Here is a 17,020-nt window from a genome sequence, read left to right as displayed (position 1 = left end):
GAGTTCGCCCTTGACTGATTTCAAAGCATTCGACGCCTGGTACGAGAAAGCAGGTGTCCGCGCCACTCCACGCCGTGTCCTCGCCGACGATGACGAGATACTCACGAAGGACTTCTTTCCGCAGCACCTGGTGCCTCACCTCCTGCACCCCGAGGTGGCTGCCCAAGAGGATCCACTGCAGCGCTATCTGTCCGCCCAGCACCTCTACCAATGGCTGGTCTTCACCTCTCACTTCGAGGTAGCCGTCGTCTGCCGGGCCACCCAGCAGATCGCCCAGAACCAGTGCGGGCTGGAATTGCCCAACAGCGTCCGCCTCAACGCCTTCAAGATCTGTGCGGACGAGAGCTACCACTCGCTGTACAGCCTTGACGTTGCTGATCAAGTCGAAATGCGTTCCGGTATCAAGGCGCTCGGCTACGACTTCCGCCAGTTCCTCACAAACCTGGACGCCATCGGCGATGGCTTCCCCGGGTACGAGATGCTCATCCAGCTCCTGCAGGTGGTGGTCTTCGAGACCCTGATCACGTCCATCCTCGCGGACATCCCGGCGGACCGTAATGTCCTGACGCTGGTGCGCGACACCGTACGGGACCACGTCGTGGACGAGGGCCGGCATCATGCGTACTTCTCGTCCTTCTTCAAGCATCTCTGGGGCCAACTTCCCATATCGGAACGCACATTGGTGGCACGTGTCCTGCCGGACGTCGTGCTGCGTTCCCTGCAACCGGCGACGCGTCCGGCCCACGCGGCGCTCCTGCAGGCCGGCTTCTCAGAAGACCGCGCGAACAACGTGATCGCGGAGTCCTACGACTCGGAGTCGGTGCTGGCCGGAATTCGGTTCGCGTCGGCCAAGACGGTCGCCCTCTTCGAGAACTGCGGCGTGATGGATCTTCCAGGGGCGCGGGAGGCATTCGTCACGGCAGGTCTCCTGAGCGCTTGACCAGTTGGCCACCGAACGCAGGGAAAGGCAAGGAAAGTTGAGGCACGAGCACTCGGCAACCAGCCGTAATACGCCGCTCCCGCCACGTATGTGTGGCTGCGGGGTGACCGTGTGGATGACAGGTCTGCCCTGCGCAGGCAAGACCACTATCGCCACCGCACTGGCAGAGCGTCTGCGCAGCGAAGGACGCCGCGTCGAGGTCCTCGACGGAGACGAACTGCGCCGTACGTTTTCCTCGGACCTCGGATTCTCGCGGCGGGACCGTAACGCGAATGTGGAACGTATCGGGCTGATGTCTGAGGTCTTGGCGCGGAACGGTGTCACCGTCCTCGTCCCCGTGATCGCGCCGTTCGCCGACGGTCGCCGGGCCGTACGGGAGAGGCACGCCGCATCCAGGACGCCCTATGTCGAGGTACACGTGGCCACTCCGGTCGAGGTGTGCTCCGAGCGGGATGTGAAGGGGCTGTACGCCAAGCAGGCGGCCGGCGAGATCTCCGGGCTGACCGGCGTGGACGACCCGTACGAGGCGCCTGAGTCGCCCGATCTGCGGATCCACACGCAGAGCCAGTCGGTGGCCGAATCGGCCTCCGTCCTATTGGAGTACCTCCTCGAAGAGCGACTGGTCTGAATGATGCAACAAGAAATGGAATCGCAGTTCACAGGCCGTTCCTCCTCCCACCTGGACGCCCTGGAGTCCGAGGCGGTGCACATCTTCCGCGAGGTGGCGGGCGAGTTCGAGCGGCCGGTGATCCTGTTCTCCGGCGGCAAGGACTCCATCCTCATGCTGCACCTCGCGCTGAAGGCGTTCGCGCCGGCCGCGGTGCCGTTCTCGCTGCTGCACGTCGACACCGGGCACAACTTCCCCGAGGTCCTCGACTACCGCGACCGCACGGTCGAGCGGCACGGTCTGCGGTTGCACGTCGCCTCCGTGCAGGACTTCATCGACCGCGGTGAGCTGCGCGAGCGCCCGGACGGCACCCGTAACCCGCTGCAGACGGTCCCGCTGCTGGACGCCATCGACAAGGGCCGCTTCCACGCGGTCTTCGGCGGCGGCCGCCGGGACGAGGAGAAGGCCCGCGCCAAGGAGCGGGTGTTCTCGCTGCGCGACGAGTTCGGCGGCTGGGACCCGCGCCGGCAGCGCCCCGAGCTGTGGCAGCTCTACAACGGCAAGCACTCCCCCGGCGAGCATGTGCGGGTCTTCCCGCTCTCCAACTGGACCGAGCTGGACGTGTGGCAGTACATCGCCCGCGAGAAGATCGAACTGCCCGCCATCTACTACGCCCACGAGCGCGAGGTCTTCGGGCGCGGCGGCATGTGGCTGGCGCCCGGTGAGTGGGGCGGCCCGAAGGACGGCGAGAGCCTTCAGACGCGGCGGGTGCGCTACCGCACCGTCGGCGACATGTCCTGCACCGGTGCCGTCGACTCCGACGCGGACACCATCGGGGCGGTCATCGCGGAGATCGCCGCGTCCCGGCTCACCGAGCGGGGCGCGACCAGGGCCGACGACAAGCTGTCCGAGGCCGCCATGGAGGACCGCAAGCGCGAGGGGTACTTCTAACCATGAGCACGACCACGAACCCGGGCGCGATCGACGCCGTCGACGCGGGTGCCGCCTCGCTGCTGCGGTTCGCCACCGCCGGATCCGTCGACGACGGCAAGTCCACGCTGGTGGGACGGCTGCTGCACGACTCCAAGTCGGTGCTCGCCGACCAGCTGGAGGCCGTCGAACGCGCCTCCCTGGGCCGCGGGCAGGACACGCCCGACCTGGCGCTGCTGACCGACGGACTGCGCGCCGAGCGCGAGCAGGGCATCACCATCGATGTCGCCTACCGCTACTTCGCCACCCCGCGGCGCCGGTTCATCCTGGCGGACACCCCCGGGCATGTGCAGTACACCCGCAACATGGTCACCGGCGCCTCCACCGCCGAACTGGCCGTGGTGCTGGTCGACGCCCGCAACGGCGTGGTCGAGCAGACCCGCCGGCACGCCGCGGTCGCCGCCCTGCTGCGGGTCCCGCACGTGGTGCTGGCGGTCAACAAGATGGACCTGGTCGACTACGCCGAGCCCGTCTTCGCCGCCATCGCCGAGGAGTTCACGACCTACGCGGCCTCGCTGGGTGTCCCGGAGATCACCGCGATCCCGATCTCGGCGCTGGCCGGCGACAACGTCGTGGCGCCGTCCGCCCACATGGACTGGTACGGCGGCCCGACGGTGCTGGAGCACCTGGAGACGGTGTCCGTCGTCGCCGACCCCTCGGATGACCCGGGCCGCTTCCCGGTGCAGTACGTCATCCGTCCGCAGACCGCCGAGCACCCCGACTACCGCGGCTACGCGGGCCAGATCGCCTCCGGTGTGCTGCGCGTCGGCGACGCCGTCACCGTGCTCCCCTCGGGCCGCACGAGCACCATCGAGGCGATCGACGCGCTCGGCCGGAGCGTGGACGCGGCCTGGGCGCCGCAGTCGGTCACCGTCCGGCTCGCCGATGACCTGGACATCTCGCGCGGTGACCTGATCGCCCCGACGGCCACCGCGCCGGCCGTCTCGCAGGACATCGAAGCGACCATCTGCCATGTGGCGGACCGGCCGCTGAAGGTCGGCGACCGGGTGCTGCTCAAGCACGCCACCCGCACGGTCAAGGCGATCGTCAAGGACATCCCGTCCCGGCTGACGCTGGACGACCTCTCCCCGCACCCGGAGCCCGGTGAGCTGGTGGCCAACGACATCGGCCGGATCCTCGTGCGCACCGCCGAGCCGCTTCCCCTGGACGCCTACGCCGACTCCCGCCGCACCGGCTCGTTCCTGCTGATCGACCCGGCGGACGGCACGACGCTGACCGCGGGGATGGCCGGCCACGCCTTCACGGACTGCCACGGCTGGTCGGGGAACAACGGACACGATCGGCAGATGCGGGCCCGGACATGAGGATGAGGGTGTCCCGCCGTGACGCCGACAAGCGGCACGGCTCAGCTGCCGTACGCCGTTTGGTGTCCGCGGCCATGGGCTGCGTCCTCACCTGCGTGCTCAGCGCGTGCGGTTACGGATCCGAGGCGCCGAAGAGCACACAGGAGGTGGCCCCCAAGGGGCCGAGGGTCGACGGCCTGGACTCCGTGCGGGTCGGCTACTTCGGCAATGTCACGCATGCGACACCGCTGGTGGACCGACAAAAGGGCTTCATCCAGCGGGCGCTGGGCGGCACGCAGGTCAAGCCGTATGTGTTCAATGCCGGCAACTCGGAGATCGAGGCGCTCAACGCGGGGACGATCGATATCGGGTGGATCGGTCCGTCGCCCGCCATCAACGGCTACGTCAGATCTCACGGGCGCAATCTCAGGATCATCGGAGGGGCGTCCTCGGGCGGTGCGTCCTTCGTGGTCAACCGCGAGAAGATCAGATCGGTCAAGGGACTCAAGGGCAAACGGATCGCCACACCCCAGCGAGGTAACACCCAGGACGTGGCTCTTCTCGACTATCTGGGCAGAAAGGGCTTCACCGTCGACCCGGCGACGGGGAGGGGCGACGTCAGCGTCCTAAGACTGGACAACAAGGAAATCCTCAACGCCTTCCGGCAGGGCCGGATCGACGGCGCCTGGGTACCGCAACCGGTCGCATCCGAGCTGGTCGCCGAGGGCGGCCGGAAGCTGGTGGACGAGAAACGGCTCTGGAGGAACGGACAGTTCGTCATCACGAACATCATCGCCTCCCAGCGCTTCCTCCAGCAGCACCCCAAGGCAGTGGAGGCTGTGCTGCGCGGCTCGCTTCGGACCAACGCCTGGATCAGGAATCACCCCACGGGGGCGGCAGAAGCCATTAACGCTTCGCTCCGGAATCCGAAGGTGGCAGGCGCTCCGCTCCCAGGCAAGGTGCTCAGGTCGGCCCTCGGTGACATCGACGTCACCGACGATCCTCTGGCCCCCACCCTCAAGGAGGAAGCGAAGCATGCCGAGCGGATCGGATTGCTGAAGAAGCCCGATCTGCGAGGCATTTACGACCTGCGCCTGCTCGACAAATTACTGAAGACCGAGGGTAAACCGCAGGTCGGCGCCGCCGGGCTCGATGCCCGGTAGTCGCGCCACCGCACGCTCTCCAGGAAGTGACACCCATGACGACCTCCACGATGCCCCCGCAGGCCACCGCGACCGGCGCGGATGCCTACGCAGCGCGTCTTCGCCATGTCTCGAAGTCTTTCGGTCGCCCCGGCGCGCAGGAGCTCGTACTGGACGACATCACGGTCGATGTCGCGCCGGGCGAGTTCGTCTGCCTCCTGGGTGCCTCCGGCTGCGGCAAGTCCACCTTGCTCAACCTCCTCGCCGGTTTGGATCGGCCCACGGCTGGGAGCCTCCATGTGCCAGGCAGCCGGGCCGCCCTGATGTTCCAGGAGCACGGGTTGTTCCCCTGGCTCACCGTCGGCAGGAACATCGAACTGGTTCTGCAGTTGCGCGGAATGCCGCGCGCAGACCGCCGTGACGAAGCCCAGCGCCTGCTGGAGCTCGTCCGCCTCAAGGGCACGCATGGGAAACGGGTGCATGAGCTCTCCGGTGGCATGCGGCAGCGGGTCGCGCTCGCCCGGGCGCTCGCGCAGAACAGTGAACTGCTCCTCATGGACGAGCCGTTCGCCGCGCTGGACGCCATCACCCGTGATGTGCTGCACGACGAGTTGACCTGCATCTGGGGGGAGACGAACCTGTCGGTCGTCTTCGTCACCCATAACGTCCGTGAGGCGATACGGCTCGGTCAGCGCATCGTGCTGCTGTCCTCGCACCCCGGACGCATCGCACACCAGTGGATTGTTGATATTCCCCAGCCCCGTCGTATCGAGGACGCCGCCGTCTCCCGGCTCGCCGTGGAGATCACCGAACAGCTCTGTGGGGAGATCCGCCGCCATGCCCAGCACTGATGCCGTCCCGCGCTCAGGGGCTACCGCGGCGCACCGCGACGAGACCGCCGACCTGGAGGCGGGGCTGGAGGCGGGGCTGGACGCGATGGAGCCCTATGCGGTGGGCCGTCCTCTGGGACTACGCACGCTGCTGTCCAAGGCTCTGCCGCCGGCCATCGCGATCCTGATCGTGCTGGCGTCATGGCAGCTTGCCTTCCACTGCGAGGTGAAGCCGCACTACCAGCTGCCGAGTCCGTCGGACGTGGGCCGCGCCTTGCGGCAGAAATGGCTGGAGGGCACCCTCCTCTCCTACGTGTGGGTGAGTGTCTCGCGCGGCGCCCTGGGCTTCGCCGCCTCTCTCGTGATCGGGACGCCGCTGGGCCTGTTGGTCGCGCGGTTCCGGCTACTGCGCGCGGCTATCGGGCCGATCCTGTCGAGCCTGCAGTCTCTGCCATCGGTGGCCTGGGTGCCCGCTGCGATCATCTGGTTCGGCATCACCGACACCGCCGTCTACACGGTGGTCCTGCTGGGGGCTGTGCCATCGATTGCCAACGGGCTGGCCTCCGGCCTGTCGCAGGTTCCACCGCTGTTCGTGCGCGTGGGCCGCACGATTGGCGCCAACGGGCTCAGAGGCGTGCGCCATGTGCTGCTGCCGGCTGCGCTGCCTGGCTACCTCGCTGGGCTCAAACAGGGCTGGGCCTTCTCATGGCGGTCGCTGATGGCCGCCGAACTCATTGCCACCTCGCCCGATCTGGGTACGGGCCTCGGCCAGCTCCTGGACCAGGGCCGGACCAATTCCGATATGTCGCTGGTGCTCGCTGCGATCGTGCTCATCCTGGCCGTCGGCATGGGCGTCGAGCTGCTGATATTCGCCCCGATCGAGCGCCGCGTGCTGTGCCGCCGCGGGCTGCTCCCGGACGTCGGCCCCAGCTAACCGTCCGCTCATTCGTCCTTCACCAGAGAAAGGGGCAAGGCGTTGAAGACACGCCCGGACACAGACGAACGAACCGTGGTCGCCGAGGAGGCCGTGGGGGCCTCGGGCCGCGTGGCGGCAATGTTCAGAGGCTTTCCGAAGCAATTCTGGCTCCAGTGGTCGGGCATCCTCGTCAATCGACTCGGTACGTTTGTACAGCCGTTCCTGCTCCTTTACCTGACGAATGTGCGGCACCTGACGGAACAGCAGGCAGGTGTCATCGCGGCGACCTGGGGCGCCGGCGTGCTCATCGGTCCTCTGCTCGGCGGATGGGCCGCCGACCGCCTGGGGCGACGCAACACCATGGTCGGGGGCATGCTGCTGGCAGCCTTGACGCTGGCGGCGCTGGGGTGCGCCCGCAGCTGGACGAGCCTGCTCATCACGGCGTTCCTGGCGGGCGTCGCGGCAGACATCTACCGGCCTGCTTCCGCAGCCCTGATCGCTGACATCATCCCCGCCGAAAAGCGGGCGCGGGCCTACGGATTGATCTTCTGGGCGATCAACCTCGGCTTCTCCGCAGCCTCTGCGCTCGGAGGATTTCTGGCAGCTGCGGGATATACTCTCCTGTTCGCGGTGGACGCGGGAACATGCGCCATTTTCGCCGTCATCATGTTTTTCTTCGTCCCGCGCGACGTGGCGGTGAAGAAGGAGGAGTCTGACTCTTCCATCGGATACGGAGCCGTTCTTCGGAATCGCTTCATGCTTGCCCTGCTCGCTCTGGTTCTGGTGTACGCAACCGTCTATGAGCAGGCGTACGTCACTCTTCCGCTGTCCATCCGGGATGCGGGGCTCCCGGCCTCGGTCTACGGCGAGGTGATCGCGGTGAACGGCGTCGTCATCGTGCTCTTCCAGCCCTGGATCGCGGCGCGGCTGGAGCGGTACAACCCGTACCTGGTGATGGGAGGCGCCGCGTTCCTGCTGTGCTGCGGTCTCTCGCTCACCGGGCTGGCGAACACGCCTCTCACCTTCGCCCTGACCGTCGTTGCGTGGTCCTTCGGCGAGGCATCCATGGCCGGTGTGCCGCAAGCGATCGTGGCGCAAGCCGCACCTGCCGGGGCACAGGGCAAGTATCAGGGAGCCTTCACCCTCGCCCGTTCGGGTTCCACGCTGACCGGACCGCTCCTGGGCACCGCCGTCTACTCCGGCGTTGGACACGGCGCCCTCTGGGGTGGATGCCTCGCCCTGGGGTTCATCCTGCTGTTCGGCTACTCACTGCTCAGGCGCAGCGCAAGCTCTCTTGATGCGCCCTGAGAACCATCCTGGCAGCGGATTCCTGACACGGCCGGTTCGGAACGGCTCCCTCCCGGCAACTACCAGGACCGCACGGAAACATCACCCAAGAAGGAGGACTTCGACATGAGCGTGATCCAGGAGTATCTGCTCGACGCATACCGAGCCCGTACTCTCGGCAACCCGACTCCTCCGGCGCCAGGGACGAGCGAGTGGCGACTGGCCCGTGAGGTACGGGGGTACTGGCAGTTCCGGGCGGTGCTCCGGAGCGCTCGCGGGCGCGGGCGATGGTGGGATGGCCGATGAGGAAGTAGCGCCCCCCCACAGGGCGGCAGGACCCGTCCGCCGCGACGTGCGGGGGTGGCACCGGTCGGGCTGTCCGTGAGACGTCCATTGGCCAACGCCCTCCAGGGCTGATGACGACACGAGGTCACCGCCGCGGCATTCCAGCGGCACACATGTCATCGAGAAGCCCCGCTCATCCTCGACCGCCTCGTCCACCACGCCGAAGTGATCTCCGTCAAAGGGGACAGCTACCGCATGCGCGGCCGCGGCCTCGGACGGGTTCCCGCGGCCACCACCGGGGAATGATCAACATCAACTGACGCGGCGGGGCTCCACGTTCGCAGTCGAGCACTGGGTCAGCTTTCGAAGGCCGCCGACGCGACGCACCTCATTGCGCGGCTGGGCGTCCGTCAGTGTGGCCGGATCTTCTTGAAGCCGGCCGAGCCGCCGCACGGCCTCAGCGGTGCGGCGCAATGCTGCTTCGGTGAGCGGTCCGAACAGCGAAGCCGTCGTGGGCTTGGAGGCCGTCCTCGATGATCTTCAGGATGCTTTTTCCGCCCTGGGCACCCGCGTCTGCGGGATGAAGACAGCGTTCCTGCTCCGAGCGGGCGGGAACATGGAACGTCCGCGCCGTTACCGTCTCGCCCTGCCCTCGGTCCAGCTCAGCGCATCAGGCGGACGTGCCGGGGCGGCGCGCGGGCTGCGTCGGGTAGATCACCACGGCATGGCACCGATCGCCCGGCACAGCGGTACGTGCGGGGGCCTCATCAGAGTCGACGGTGCCGGCGCCGTGGCCCTGCGGCGTCGTCGCAGGCCGGCGGGCGACGGCCCCGGCAAAGTGAGCACGGCCCCACCGACCGTGGCATGTCCCTCACTGTCCGCGTTCACCGCGCGCGATTCGCCGGCGTGGGCGAAGCGACCCCCGGTGTTATTCAATGAAGTGTGCGGTCAGGGATCTCGGGGCCCCGTCGCACGGGTCCGAGTACGACCCCGGCGCTGCGCCGGGGATTGCTGAGAGAGCCGCATGGACTCCACACCCTCGCCCTCGTCCTCTTCGTCGTTCGACCTGGTCAGCGGCGCCCTGGGGCGCTACATCCCACGCGGCGGAGCGGCCGCGGCCGCCGGGCCTGCCCCCGCGCAGGGCGACCGCACCACCCGCCGACGCGTACCCGACGACCCGGCAGTCAGCCGTCAGGATCAGATCCTCGGCGCGGTCAACCTGGACAGGGATCTGAGAATCACCCGCTGCAATCTGGACGCCCCCGTATTCGCGGGTCTGGACGCCGTGACCGGGAGTCCCTTCGTCGATCTGCTGCCCCCCGGAGACGTACCGACGGTCACCCGGCGGTTGCAGCAGGTCCTGGAGTCCGGTGAGGCGCACGTCGCCCGGATCCAGCGGCTGCGGCGCGGCGACGGGTCGGAGCTGGTGGCCTCGATGAGCATCCTGCCCGCCGCGGCGCCTCAGGAGGGTTTGACCGTCTCCGTGATCGCCATGGCCAGGAGGCTGCACCTGTACGCCGCCGAGACCGCGATCGGCACCTCGCTGGACATCGGCGACACCGCGCAGTCGCTGGCGCAGTCCCTGCTGGCTTGGGGAGACGTGGCCGCCGTTGACCTTGACTTTGCCGTGTGGACGGGCGAGGGCGTCACCGGGCAGGGGCAGGGGCGCATCCGGCTACGGCGGGCGGCCCTGGTGCCGGACCGGGCGTGGCCCGAGGGCTACGTGACCCCGGGCGACGATCTTCCCAGCGACGCGAGTCGCCTGCTGGCGCAGGCGGTATGGCGGGACGACGCCCCGCAGGCCATCGTCATACCCGACCGGGAGGCGGTCGAGCGGGTACTCGGCGGTCCGCGCGTGATGCGTGCCCTGGTGCCCGGCGACCGGTCGGCGGGTGTGGCATGCATACCGCTGGTCTTGGACCGCGCGCCGCCCGTCGTGCTGGGCGTGGCGGAGGTCTGGCGGCGGGCGGACTGCCCCTTCCGCGACAGCGAGCTGTTCGACCTGCAGGAACTGGTGGCCAGGACCGCCCACCATGTCGACCTGGCCCGTCAGCACCAGCGCGAGCACACGCAGGTGCTGGCGTTGCAGCGTCGGCTGCTGCCCCGGACCGGCGGCGACACCATCGACATCGCCAGCATCTACCGGCCCGCCACGCCCGACAGCGCGGGCGTCGGCGGCGACTGGGTGAACAGCTTTCCGCTGCCGGACGGCCGTACCGCGCTGGTGGTCGGCGACGTCGTCGGGCACGGCCTGGGAGCCGCGGCAACCATGGGTCAGCTGAGCATGGAGGCCCGCGCGCTGCTGTCCGCGGGGCTCGCGCCCGACGAGGTACTGGAGCACCTGGACGAAACCGTGACGCTGATGGACGAAGCGGAGTCCGGGCTGGCGGCCGGCTACAGCGCCCTCGGGTCGACCTGCTGCATCGCCCTCTACGACCCGGTCAGCCACCATATGGCGCTGTCCAGCGCCGGCCACCTCCCCCCGGTCCTGGTCTCCCCGGACGGGCACGCGGGCCCGCTCACGGTCCGCCCTCACCCCGGCCTGGGCGCCGAGTTCGCGCTGCGGGAGCCGTTCGAGGTGCACACGTTCGGCGCACCCGCGGGCTCCCTGCTCGCCCTGTACACCGACGGCCTGGTGGAGGATCCGGCCGTGTCGATCGACGAGGGCATCGGCAGGCTGGCGGACGCCGTGTCCAGGGTGCACCCCTGGGACGCTTTGCAGCAGGCCGCACGGCACGTCGTCTCCGCGCTGGCACCCGTGCGCCAGCGCGACGATGTGACCCTGCTGCTCGCGCGGATGATCGGCTACCGCACGGGGGACACCGCGACCTGGCGGCTACCCGCCCGCGACGACGCCCCCGCCCGTGCCCGCGCGCAGGTCTCCGCGCTGCTGCGGCAATGGCGCACCAGGGACGACACCCGGGACAGCGTGCTGCTGCTGGTCAGCGAGCTGGTCACGAATGCGGTGTGCTTCGCCACCGGTCCCCTCACGGTACGGCTGATCAGGGCCGGTCACGGCCTGCTGTGCGAGGTGGGCGACACCGGCAACGGCAGGCCACGTCTGCGCCGGGGCGGTCTCCTCGACGACGGCGGTCGTGGCCTGCACGTCGTGCACAGGCTCACCACCCGGTGGGGGGTGCGGTGGACGGACACCGGCAAGGTGGTCTGGGGGGAAGTCGCGAGGTGACGCGGCTGAGGGGCGGGGGCGCGGCCGGCGTACGGGAGCGCGGCGAGGGCTTGCCCTAAAGCCACTTCCCTTCCAGGGCGGTGGCGGTGAGGCCCGGTGCCGCCGCGTACAGGACGGCGCGATTGCCCGGCTTCTGCCCGGCGTCGTGTGCCCGCCGCAGGATGTCGAACACGGCGGCGCCTCCGCGGTTGCCGCTGGTGTAGCTGTCCCGGCTGTAGTCCAGCAGTCCCGACGGCCACGCGTCGGGCATCGTCTGCTCCATATAGTCCAGCACCCGGGTCCCGCCGGGGTGCGCCAGCAGCACGTCGGGGTGCCAGGAGTCGGGGTCGTCCTGGTATTTGACGCGCAGCCACTCCCACATCGCGGTGACCGTCGCCTGTACGGCGCGCGGCCCGCGCCGGTCCATCACGAAGTGGGTGCCGTCCGCCCGTGTATCCAGGCGGTGCAGGTCCTGGGTGCCGGGCAGGGTGTGGTGCCAGGCGGTGTCCAGCCGCAGTACCGACTCGCGCCTCGGGCGGCCCGTGACCACCGCGGCGACCGCGGTGTCAGCAAACAGCAACCGGACGATCAGGGACTCGAGAGTGTCGTCCGCGGGCTGGTAGGTCGTGCTCAGCGCCTCCGCGATCACGACCAGGACCACCCGGTCGGGGTCCGCGGCCACGAGATCCGCCGCCAGTGCCAGGGAGCGGGTCCCCGCTATACAGGCCCACTGCGTGGCCGGCAGCAGCATCACGTCGTTGCGGAGCGGAAGCTTGTTGGCCAGGGTGATGTCCAGCCCCGGCAGCGCCGGGGTGGTGGAGTGGCTGGTGATGAGGCAGTCGATGTCTGCGGCGTCCAGCCCGGCGATCTGCAGGGCCCCGCGCGCCGCACGCTCTCCGTAGGACTGCACGGCCTCCCAGGCCGGCGCGGTGCGCTCCTGGACGGTCTGCGGCGCGGGTATCGCCTCAAGTGCGGCGATCGCGCGGTCCACGTCCTGCTGGGTGAACCCGTCGCGTGCCAACGCCTCTTGCGCCGACTCGATGCCGACAGCCCGCAGGCCGCCGTTGCCGGGCGCGACGGCGGCCTCCAGCGGCAGCATCCACCCGCGTGTCTCGATGCCCGTGCCGGCCGCGATGCCGTCGATCCGCGGCGCCCACGCCGCGTGCGGATGCCGGTCGCGCACCTCCGTCACGATCTGGCTGGTCTCCACGGTGTGCTCGCCGTGTATCACGGCAGGAGGGCAGAGGTAAGCGGACATAATGGGGCGCCTTCCAAGGGGGGAGGGGTGTCGCGAGTGCTGTGTCATGCGTCACTTTGGGCTTCGCGCCCACGAGGTTGCCGATGGGTCCACTTCGGGATCCGTTATCCGTTGCGAGCATGGACACTAAAGGGACATTTCCGCTGTGATGCAGGCAACTTAGGCGGCCTTTAAGGTGCGTGACACGGCACACACCACTGAAGCGGGGCCCTCGGGGCGGTTCTGCAGATCTGGCCTGACTGTCCGTCAGGTAAGGAGCTGCCTGGTCACTGCTGCCGGAGCCGCGACTCCCGCCCCTGGCAGCACGGACCACTCGACCAGAGAGACTCTCCGCGACCGAGCGGTGGAGGCAATTCACGCCGCCGGGATCGGTTCACCACGATCTGAAACCGCGCCTGGGGACTTGTCGTCGCCTCCGCGGCACTGGGGCGCCATCCCTTCGGTGCAGGGCCCGCCGAGGGTCTCAAGACCCTGGCACGCAAGCACCGTTCAACGGTGTCGAAGAAGTCGAGGACATCGCGGGGGCATCGGACGGGCAGTTGCTGAACGGTTCCCCGATCGATCACGACAGGAATTCCGAAGCCGAAGCCGAAGGCACGTCGACATGACGAACCGTGAAGCGCAAAGCCCGCTGCCCCGGTGTGTCACACCGGGGCAGCGGACGGCTTTCCTTGCTTTCCTTGCTTTTCCGAGCTGGTCCTGCTCAGAGATGTTCTTGCCCCATGTCCAGGGCGGTACCGAGGTGGTCAGCCGATGGGGCTGACGAATGTGGCCGGGTGGGCTGTTACGCGTGGGCGCTGATGATGCCGCCGTTGCTGAGCACGATGTAGATGCCGTTGGCGTCGAGGCCGACGTCGTGCTGGTGGGTCTCCAGCGTGGCGGCGACGCCGTCGTGGCCGATGATCTGTGCGCGGTAGCGCAGCTCACCGAGCTTGGTGACCTTGGCGGTCCAGCCGCCCGCGAGCGTGAAGGTGCCCGGTCCCTGGTGTCCGCCGCCCATCCAGGAGTGCACCTGGCCGTCCAGTGTGAGCGTGACGAACATGTCGTTGGCGTCGAGCCCGTCGTCGTGCCCCTTCGTCTCCAGCGTGGCCAGGACCGCACCACGGGCGACGATCTTGGCACGGTAGTGCTGGTCACCGAGCTTGTAGATCTCGGCCTTGCTCACGCCGTCCGCCAGACGCTGGGTACGGACCGGCGACGCCGCCCTGGCCGCGGCGGCGTGCGCGCTGCCCGACTGCTTGCCCGTGACGTCCGCCTTGGCGTCGGAGCTCTGCAGCCCGGACCAGCCCGAGGCGGTGGACTCGGCGGCGGCCGAGTTCGTGCTCGTGTGGCCCGCCGACTTCGCGCCGGCGGCGTCCGCGCCGGAGCAGGCGGTCAGGGCCAGGGCTGCGGCCGCGGTCAGGGTCGCGGCGGCCACGCGCAGGGTGCGGCTACGAACGGTGCGGACGGTGCTGGTGGAGTTCATCTCGGGTCCCCCGGGGTCAGTCGGTGTCGTGGTTCCTCGGTACGTCACCCACTCTGCTCGGGGCCACTATCGTGAAGCTGCCGCTCCGCTAACAGCCCGCTAACGCGGATGAGCAGTCGACGTCGACGTTCCGTCAGATCCGTTGCGACCGGGGCAGGTTCCTCGCATAGATCGCTCGCGAGCGGCCGCTTCGGGGTGATGGGGGATCAGCATGGTTGGCGGGCTTTGTGGTGGATTCGTAACGGCGTCGGGCGGGGTGCAACGAGCGGGACGGAAAGCTCGTCTGGGTGAACAGCGAGGCGCACCAGGCGTCTTCGTAAGGGGGTGGGTCTCGTTATATGGGAGATCCACGGGAGGGAAGTCCAATGACCAGGACGAAGAAGACCGGGATGAAGGCGCGGGGCGGCCGTGTGGCCGTGATCGGTGCGCTGGGTCTGGCCTCGGTGGCGCTGGCAGCCGGGCCGGCGTTCGCCAAGGGTGGTGTGGACATCACGGCGCCGCACACGGCGCATGTCGGTAAGACCATCACGGTCAAGGCGCACGGCGGCGATGACAGCGCCGGCTACCTGCATCAGCTGTGCCTGGAGGAGAACGGCTTCGGCCAGGGGTGGCACCAGGAGAACTGCAGCGCCGTGGTCAAGGGGGATGCACAGGTCACTGCACACGGCACGTCCGCGCGCCGCGGCGACCTGAAATTCCGTGCGGTGCTGTACGGACTGACCAGCAAGCACGACCAGAAGCCCGTGCGTCTGCACGCCTCTGACGTGGTGACGGTGCACGTGCGCTGATGTCGGCAGCGCGGCGGGCATGTCGGTCCTGGTGCGCCCCGGTGACGTGCCGGTGCCCCCGACCCCGCGGTCGGGGGCACCGGCATGCGGCGCCTCAGAGGATTGTTGCCGCCTGGGCGAGGGACTCGTCGGGGTGCTGGTCGACCGGGGCCGGCGAACACCGCCTGTCGGCGAACACCGCTGCCGCTGCCGCTGCCACGGGTACTGGTGGGACAACTCGGCGAACCGGCAGAAGGCGCAGCACACGCAAGAGCGCCCGGCGGTCAGGTAGTTCCGGTGAGGCGCTCGATGCGGTCCGTGTCGCAGGTGCGGGGGCAGGTGATGCAGGTGTCCTCGGGGCGCAGGGTGTAGTACATGCAGCAGCTGGCGCGGTCGCGGGTGGGTAGTGGGGTGCCGTTCGGGGCGGTCAGGGTGCGGAAGCCCGCGGCGCCGACGTAGGGGGCGGTGGCGCCCGGCAGGAGGTGGTGCAGTGCGGCCACCGCGCGTGGCTCCTCGCCCAGCAGGTGTCCCAGGTACCAGAGGCCCTCGACGATCTCGTCGGTCGCCATGCCCCACAGGGCCCGCGGTCCGCGGCGCATGCGTGGGGCGAAGCCGTCCAGGACGGGGGCGAGGTGCTCGCCGACCGCGGCCCGTACCTCCGCGCGCAGTGCCTCTTCGTCCGGGACGACCCGGGCGCCGGGCAGCGCCGCCGCCGGATCGTCCGGAAGGCAGCAGAACGCGCTGATGCGCACCGCCATCCGTCCCAGCTCCCGCTGGAAGGACACGTCCTGCACGGGCAGCCGCGGGACCCGGCGGTGCAGGAACCAGGGGATGGTGATCAGCAGGCAGGCGGGCCAGGCGTAGCGGTGCAGGGCGAAGCTCGCGACGACGTCCGGCCGGGCGCGCCGTCCGTGCTCCCGCAGGATCTGTGCGTCGTCCCAGGCGAGAAAGGTCTCCAGGGTCTCGCCGCCGGCCGCGAGACCGGCCGCGCACACCCAGCCGTCGCCGCTGGGCGGTGCCCCGTCCCAGGTGGTCACCCGCAGGCCGGGGAAGACCGCCGAAAGCCGGGCGTAGGCGTCGGCGACGGGGTGGGCGGAAGGCGGAGCGGCGGGGGCTGGAGTCATGCGGGAGACCACCGAATCGCGATCGTTGGCAGGTAAGCCTTACCTTATCCGAGGGCTTACCCGCACGCGCTGCACACCAGTCCTCACACCAGGTCCTCACACCGGCCCTCATGCCAGTCCTCGCACCGGTTCTCGCACCGGTCCGCACGGCTCTCCGGGCCGTCCGTCGCCGGTTGCGGATTTGCAGGGCGGCCCGCGCCGCCTATGGTGCTGGGAACGTCAGGAGGAATCGTCATGGAGCAGGGCACAGCGGAACCGCAGCCGTGTGCGCGGGCATGGGTGCCCGCGCAGCCCGGTCCCGCCGTGCCCCGGCGGCACTCCGTCCGCGGCCAGGTGCTGGCCGCGCTGCGCCGTGCGCTGGTGGACGGGGAGCTCACCCCGGGTGAGGTCTACTCCGCGCCCGCGCTCGGCGAGCGCTACGGCGTCTCCGCGACCCCGGTGCGCGAGGCCATGCAGCAGCTCGCGGGGGAGGGCGCCGTCGAGGTCGTGCCCAACCGCGGCTTCCGGGTCGCCGAGCGCAGCGCCCGTGACCTCGCCGAGCTGGCCGAGGTCCGGGCGATGCTGGAGGTGCCCGCGATCGTCCGGCTGGCCCGGGCGCTGCCCCCCGAGCGCTGGGAGGAGCTGCGCCCGCTGGCCGCGGCGGGCGTGGCGGCCGCCGCCGGCGGCGACCGGGTCGGCTATGCCGAGGCCGACCACGCCTTCCACGACGCGCTGATGTCGCTCACCGGCAACCGCCGGCTCACCGAGCTGACCGGCGATCTGCTGCGCCGCGCCCAGTGGCCGCCGGCCACCGGCTCCCGGCGCACGGCCGAGCTGCTGGCCGATGCCGCCGAACACCACACGCTGCTCGACGCCCTGAGCGCCCAGGAGTTCGCCGTTGTCGAGCGGATCGCCCGGGCGCACGTCTCGGTGGCCCACCGCCCGCACTGAGCCGTGGGC

Annotated in this window: 15 protein-coding genes; 12 read left to right on the top strand and 3 right to left on the bottom strand. The window is 69.5% G+C overall.

Annotated features, from left to right (window positions below; genetic code table 11):
* The first annotated feature begins 10 nt into the window (after positions 1-10).
* The 10 genes from OIU81_RS07175 (at position 11) to OIU81_RS07135 (ending at position 11,488) form a co-directional block, all read left to right on the top strand.
* Positions 11-940, top strand: a complete 930-nt coding sequence (locus OIU81_RS07175; RefSeq protein ID WP_329145002.1) for a diiron oxygenase — start codon at positions 11-13, stop codon at positions 938-940.
* 88 nt (positions 941-1,028) lie between these two features.
* Positions 1,029-1,568 carry an adenylyl-sulfate kinase gene (gene cysC / locus OIU81_RS07170; RefSeq protein WP_329154947.1) on the top strand — a complete coding sequence of 180 codons (540 nt, stop codon included), beginning with the start codon at positions 1,029-1,031 and terminating at the stop codon, positions 1,566-1,568.
* 15 nt (positions 1,569-1,583) lie between these two features.
* Positions 1,584-2,498: a sulfate adenylyltransferase subunit CysD gene (cysD, locus tag OIU81_RS07165; RefSeq protein WP_329145000.1), complete on the top strand. Its 915-nt coding sequence runs from the start codon at positions 1,584-1,586 to the stop codon at positions 2,496-2,498.
* Positions 2,499-2,500: 2 nt separating this feature from the next.
* Positions 2,501-3,862 carry a sulfate adenylyltransferase subunit 1 gene (locus OIU81_RS07160; protein ID WP_329144999.1) on the top strand — a complete coding sequence of 454 codons (1,362 nt, stop codon included), beginning with the start codon at positions 2,501-2,503 and terminating at the stop codon, positions 3,860-3,862.
* A 2-nt stretch (positions 3,863-3,864) separates the two neighbouring features.
* Complete coding sequence (locus OIU81_RS07155) at positions 3,865-5,004, top strand: aliphatic sulfonate ABC transporter substrate-binding protein (RefSeq protein ID WP_329144996.1); 1,140 nt, start codon at positions 3,865-3,867, stop codon at positions 5,002-5,004.
* A 35-nt stretch (positions 5,005-5,039) separates the two neighbouring features.
* Positions 5,040-5,834, top strand: a complete 795-nt coding sequence (locus OIU81_RS07150; RefSeq protein ID WP_329144994.1) for an ABC transporter ATP-binding protein — start codon at positions 5,040-5,042, stop codon at positions 5,832-5,834.
* On the top strand, positions 5,821-6,747 hold the full coding sequence (locus OIU81_RS07145) for an ABC transporter permease (RefSeq protein WP_329144992.1): 927 nt from the start codon (positions 5,821-5,823) through the stop codon (positions 6,745-6,747). Before OIU81_RS07150 ends, OIU81_RS07145 begins: the two co-directional genes overlap by 14 nt.
* Positions 6,748-6,789: 42 nt before the next feature.
* A complete protein-coding gene (locus OIU81_RS07140) occupies positions 6,790-8,037 on the top strand; it encodes an MFS transporter (RefSeq protein ID WP_329144989.1) in 1,248 nt (415 codons plus the stop codon).
* A gap of 459 nt (positions 8,038-8,496) precedes the next feature.
* A complete protein-coding gene (locus OIU81_RS42280) occupies positions 8,497-8,607 on the top strand; it encodes an ATP-binding protein (RefSeq protein ID WP_443074126.1) in 111 nt (36 codons plus the stop codon).
* A 718-nt stretch (positions 8,608-9,325) separates the two neighbouring features.
* Positions 9,326-11,488: an ATP-binding SpoIIE family protein phosphatase gene (locus tag OIU81_RS07135; protein WP_329144987.1), complete on the top strand. Its 2,163-nt coding sequence runs from the start codon at positions 9,326-9,328 to the stop codon at positions 11,486-11,488.
* A 55-nt stretch (positions 11,489-11,543) separates the two neighbouring features.
* Here the strand turns inward: OIU81_RS07135 and OIU81_RS07130 are convergent, their stop codons facing one another.
* Positions 11,544-12,725: a type III polyketide synthase gene (locus OIU81_RS07130; RefSeq protein WP_329144985.1), complete on the bottom strand. Its 1,182-nt coding sequence runs from the start codon at positions 12,723-12,725 to the stop codon at positions 11,544-11,546.
* A gap of 784 nt (positions 12,726-13,509) precedes the next feature.
* Positions 13,510-14,190, bottom strand: a complete 681-nt coding sequence (locus OIU81_RS07125) for a hypothetical protein (RefSeq protein ID WP_329144983.1) — start codon at positions 14,188-14,190, stop codon at positions 13,510-13,512.
* Between the two features lie 365 nt (positions 14,191-14,555).
* Between OIU81_RS07125 and OIU81_RS07120 the strand changes: the two genes are divergently transcribed.
* Entirely contained in the window at positions 14,556-14,978 is a 423-nt protein-coding gene (locus OIU81_RS07120) for a hypothetical protein (protein ID WP_329144982.1), read from the top strand.
* Positions 14,979-15,241: 263 nt separating this feature from the next.
* Here the strand turns inward: OIU81_RS07120 and OIU81_RS07115 are convergent, their stop codons facing one another.
* On the bottom strand, positions 15,242-16,081 hold the full coding sequence (locus OIU81_RS07115; protein ID WP_329144980.1) for a (2Fe-2S)-binding protein: 840 nt from the start codon (positions 16,079-16,081) through the stop codon (positions 15,242-15,244).
* 234 nt (positions 16,082-16,315) lie between these two features.
* On the opposite strand from OIU81_RS07115, the gene OIU81_RS07110 reads away from it, so the two are divergent.
* Entirely contained in the window at positions 16,316-17,011 is a 696-nt protein-coding gene (locus OIU81_RS07110) for a GntR family transcriptional regulator (RefSeq protein ID WP_329144978.1), read from the top strand.
* The last annotated feature ends 9 nt before the right edge of the window (positions 17,012-17,020 follow it).

Source organism: Streptomyces sp. NBC_01454 (assembly GCF_036227565.1).
Taxonomy (GTDB): Bacteria; Actinomycetota; Actinomycetes; order Streptomycetales; family Streptomycetaceae; genus Streptomyces.
Note: the sequence above shows the minus strand (reverse complement) of the source record. Positions and strands in the feature narration are given on the sequence as shown.

Coding starts and splice junctions, on each gene's coding strand:
- cysC (WP_329154947.1), top strand. CDS start 1,029: ATGTGTGGCTGCGGGGTGACCGTGTGGATGACAGGTCTGCCCTGCGCA.
- cysD (WP_329145000.1), top strand. CDS start 1,584: ATGGAATCGCAGTTCACAGGCCGTTCCTCCTCCCACCTGGACGCCCTG.
- OIU81_RS07160 (WP_329144999.1), top strand. CDS start 2,501: ATGAGCACGACCACGAACCCGGGCGCGATCGACGCCGTCGACGCGGGT.
- OIU81_RS07155 (WP_329144996.1), top strand. CDS start 3,865: ATGAGGGTGTCCCGCCGTGACGCCGACAAGCGGCACGGCTCAGCTGCC.
- OIU81_RS07150 (WP_329144994.1), top strand. CDS start 5,040: ATGACGACCTCCACGATGCCCCCGCAGGCCACCGCGACCGGCGCGGAT.
- OIU81_RS07145 (WP_329144992.1), top strand. CDS start 5,821: ATGCCCAGCACTGATGCCGTCCCGCGCTCAGGGGCTACCGCGGCGCAC.
- OIU81_RS07135 (WP_329144987.1), top strand. CDS start 9,326: ATGGACTCCACACCCTCGCCCTCGTCCTCTTCGTCGTTCGACCTGGTC.
- OIU81_RS07130 (WP_329144985.1), bottom strand. CDS start 12,725: ATGTCCGCTTACCTCTGCCCTCCTGCCGTGATACACGGCGAGCACACC.
- OIU81_RS07125 (WP_329144983.1), bottom strand. CDS start 14,190: ATGAACTCCACCAGCACCGTCCGCACCGTTCGTAGCCGCACCCTGCGC.
- OIU81_RS07120 (WP_329144982.1), top strand. CDS start 14,556: ATGACCAGGACGAAGAAGACCGGGATGAAGGCGCGGGGCGGCCGTGTG.
- OIU81_RS07115 (WP_329144980.1), bottom strand. CDS start 16,081: ATGACTCCAGCCCCCGCCGCTCCGCCTTCCGCCCACCCCGTCGCCGAC.
- OIU81_RS07110 (WP_329144978.1), top strand. CDS start 16,316: ATGGAGCAGGGCACAGCGGAACCGCAGCCGTGTGCGCGGGCATGGGTG.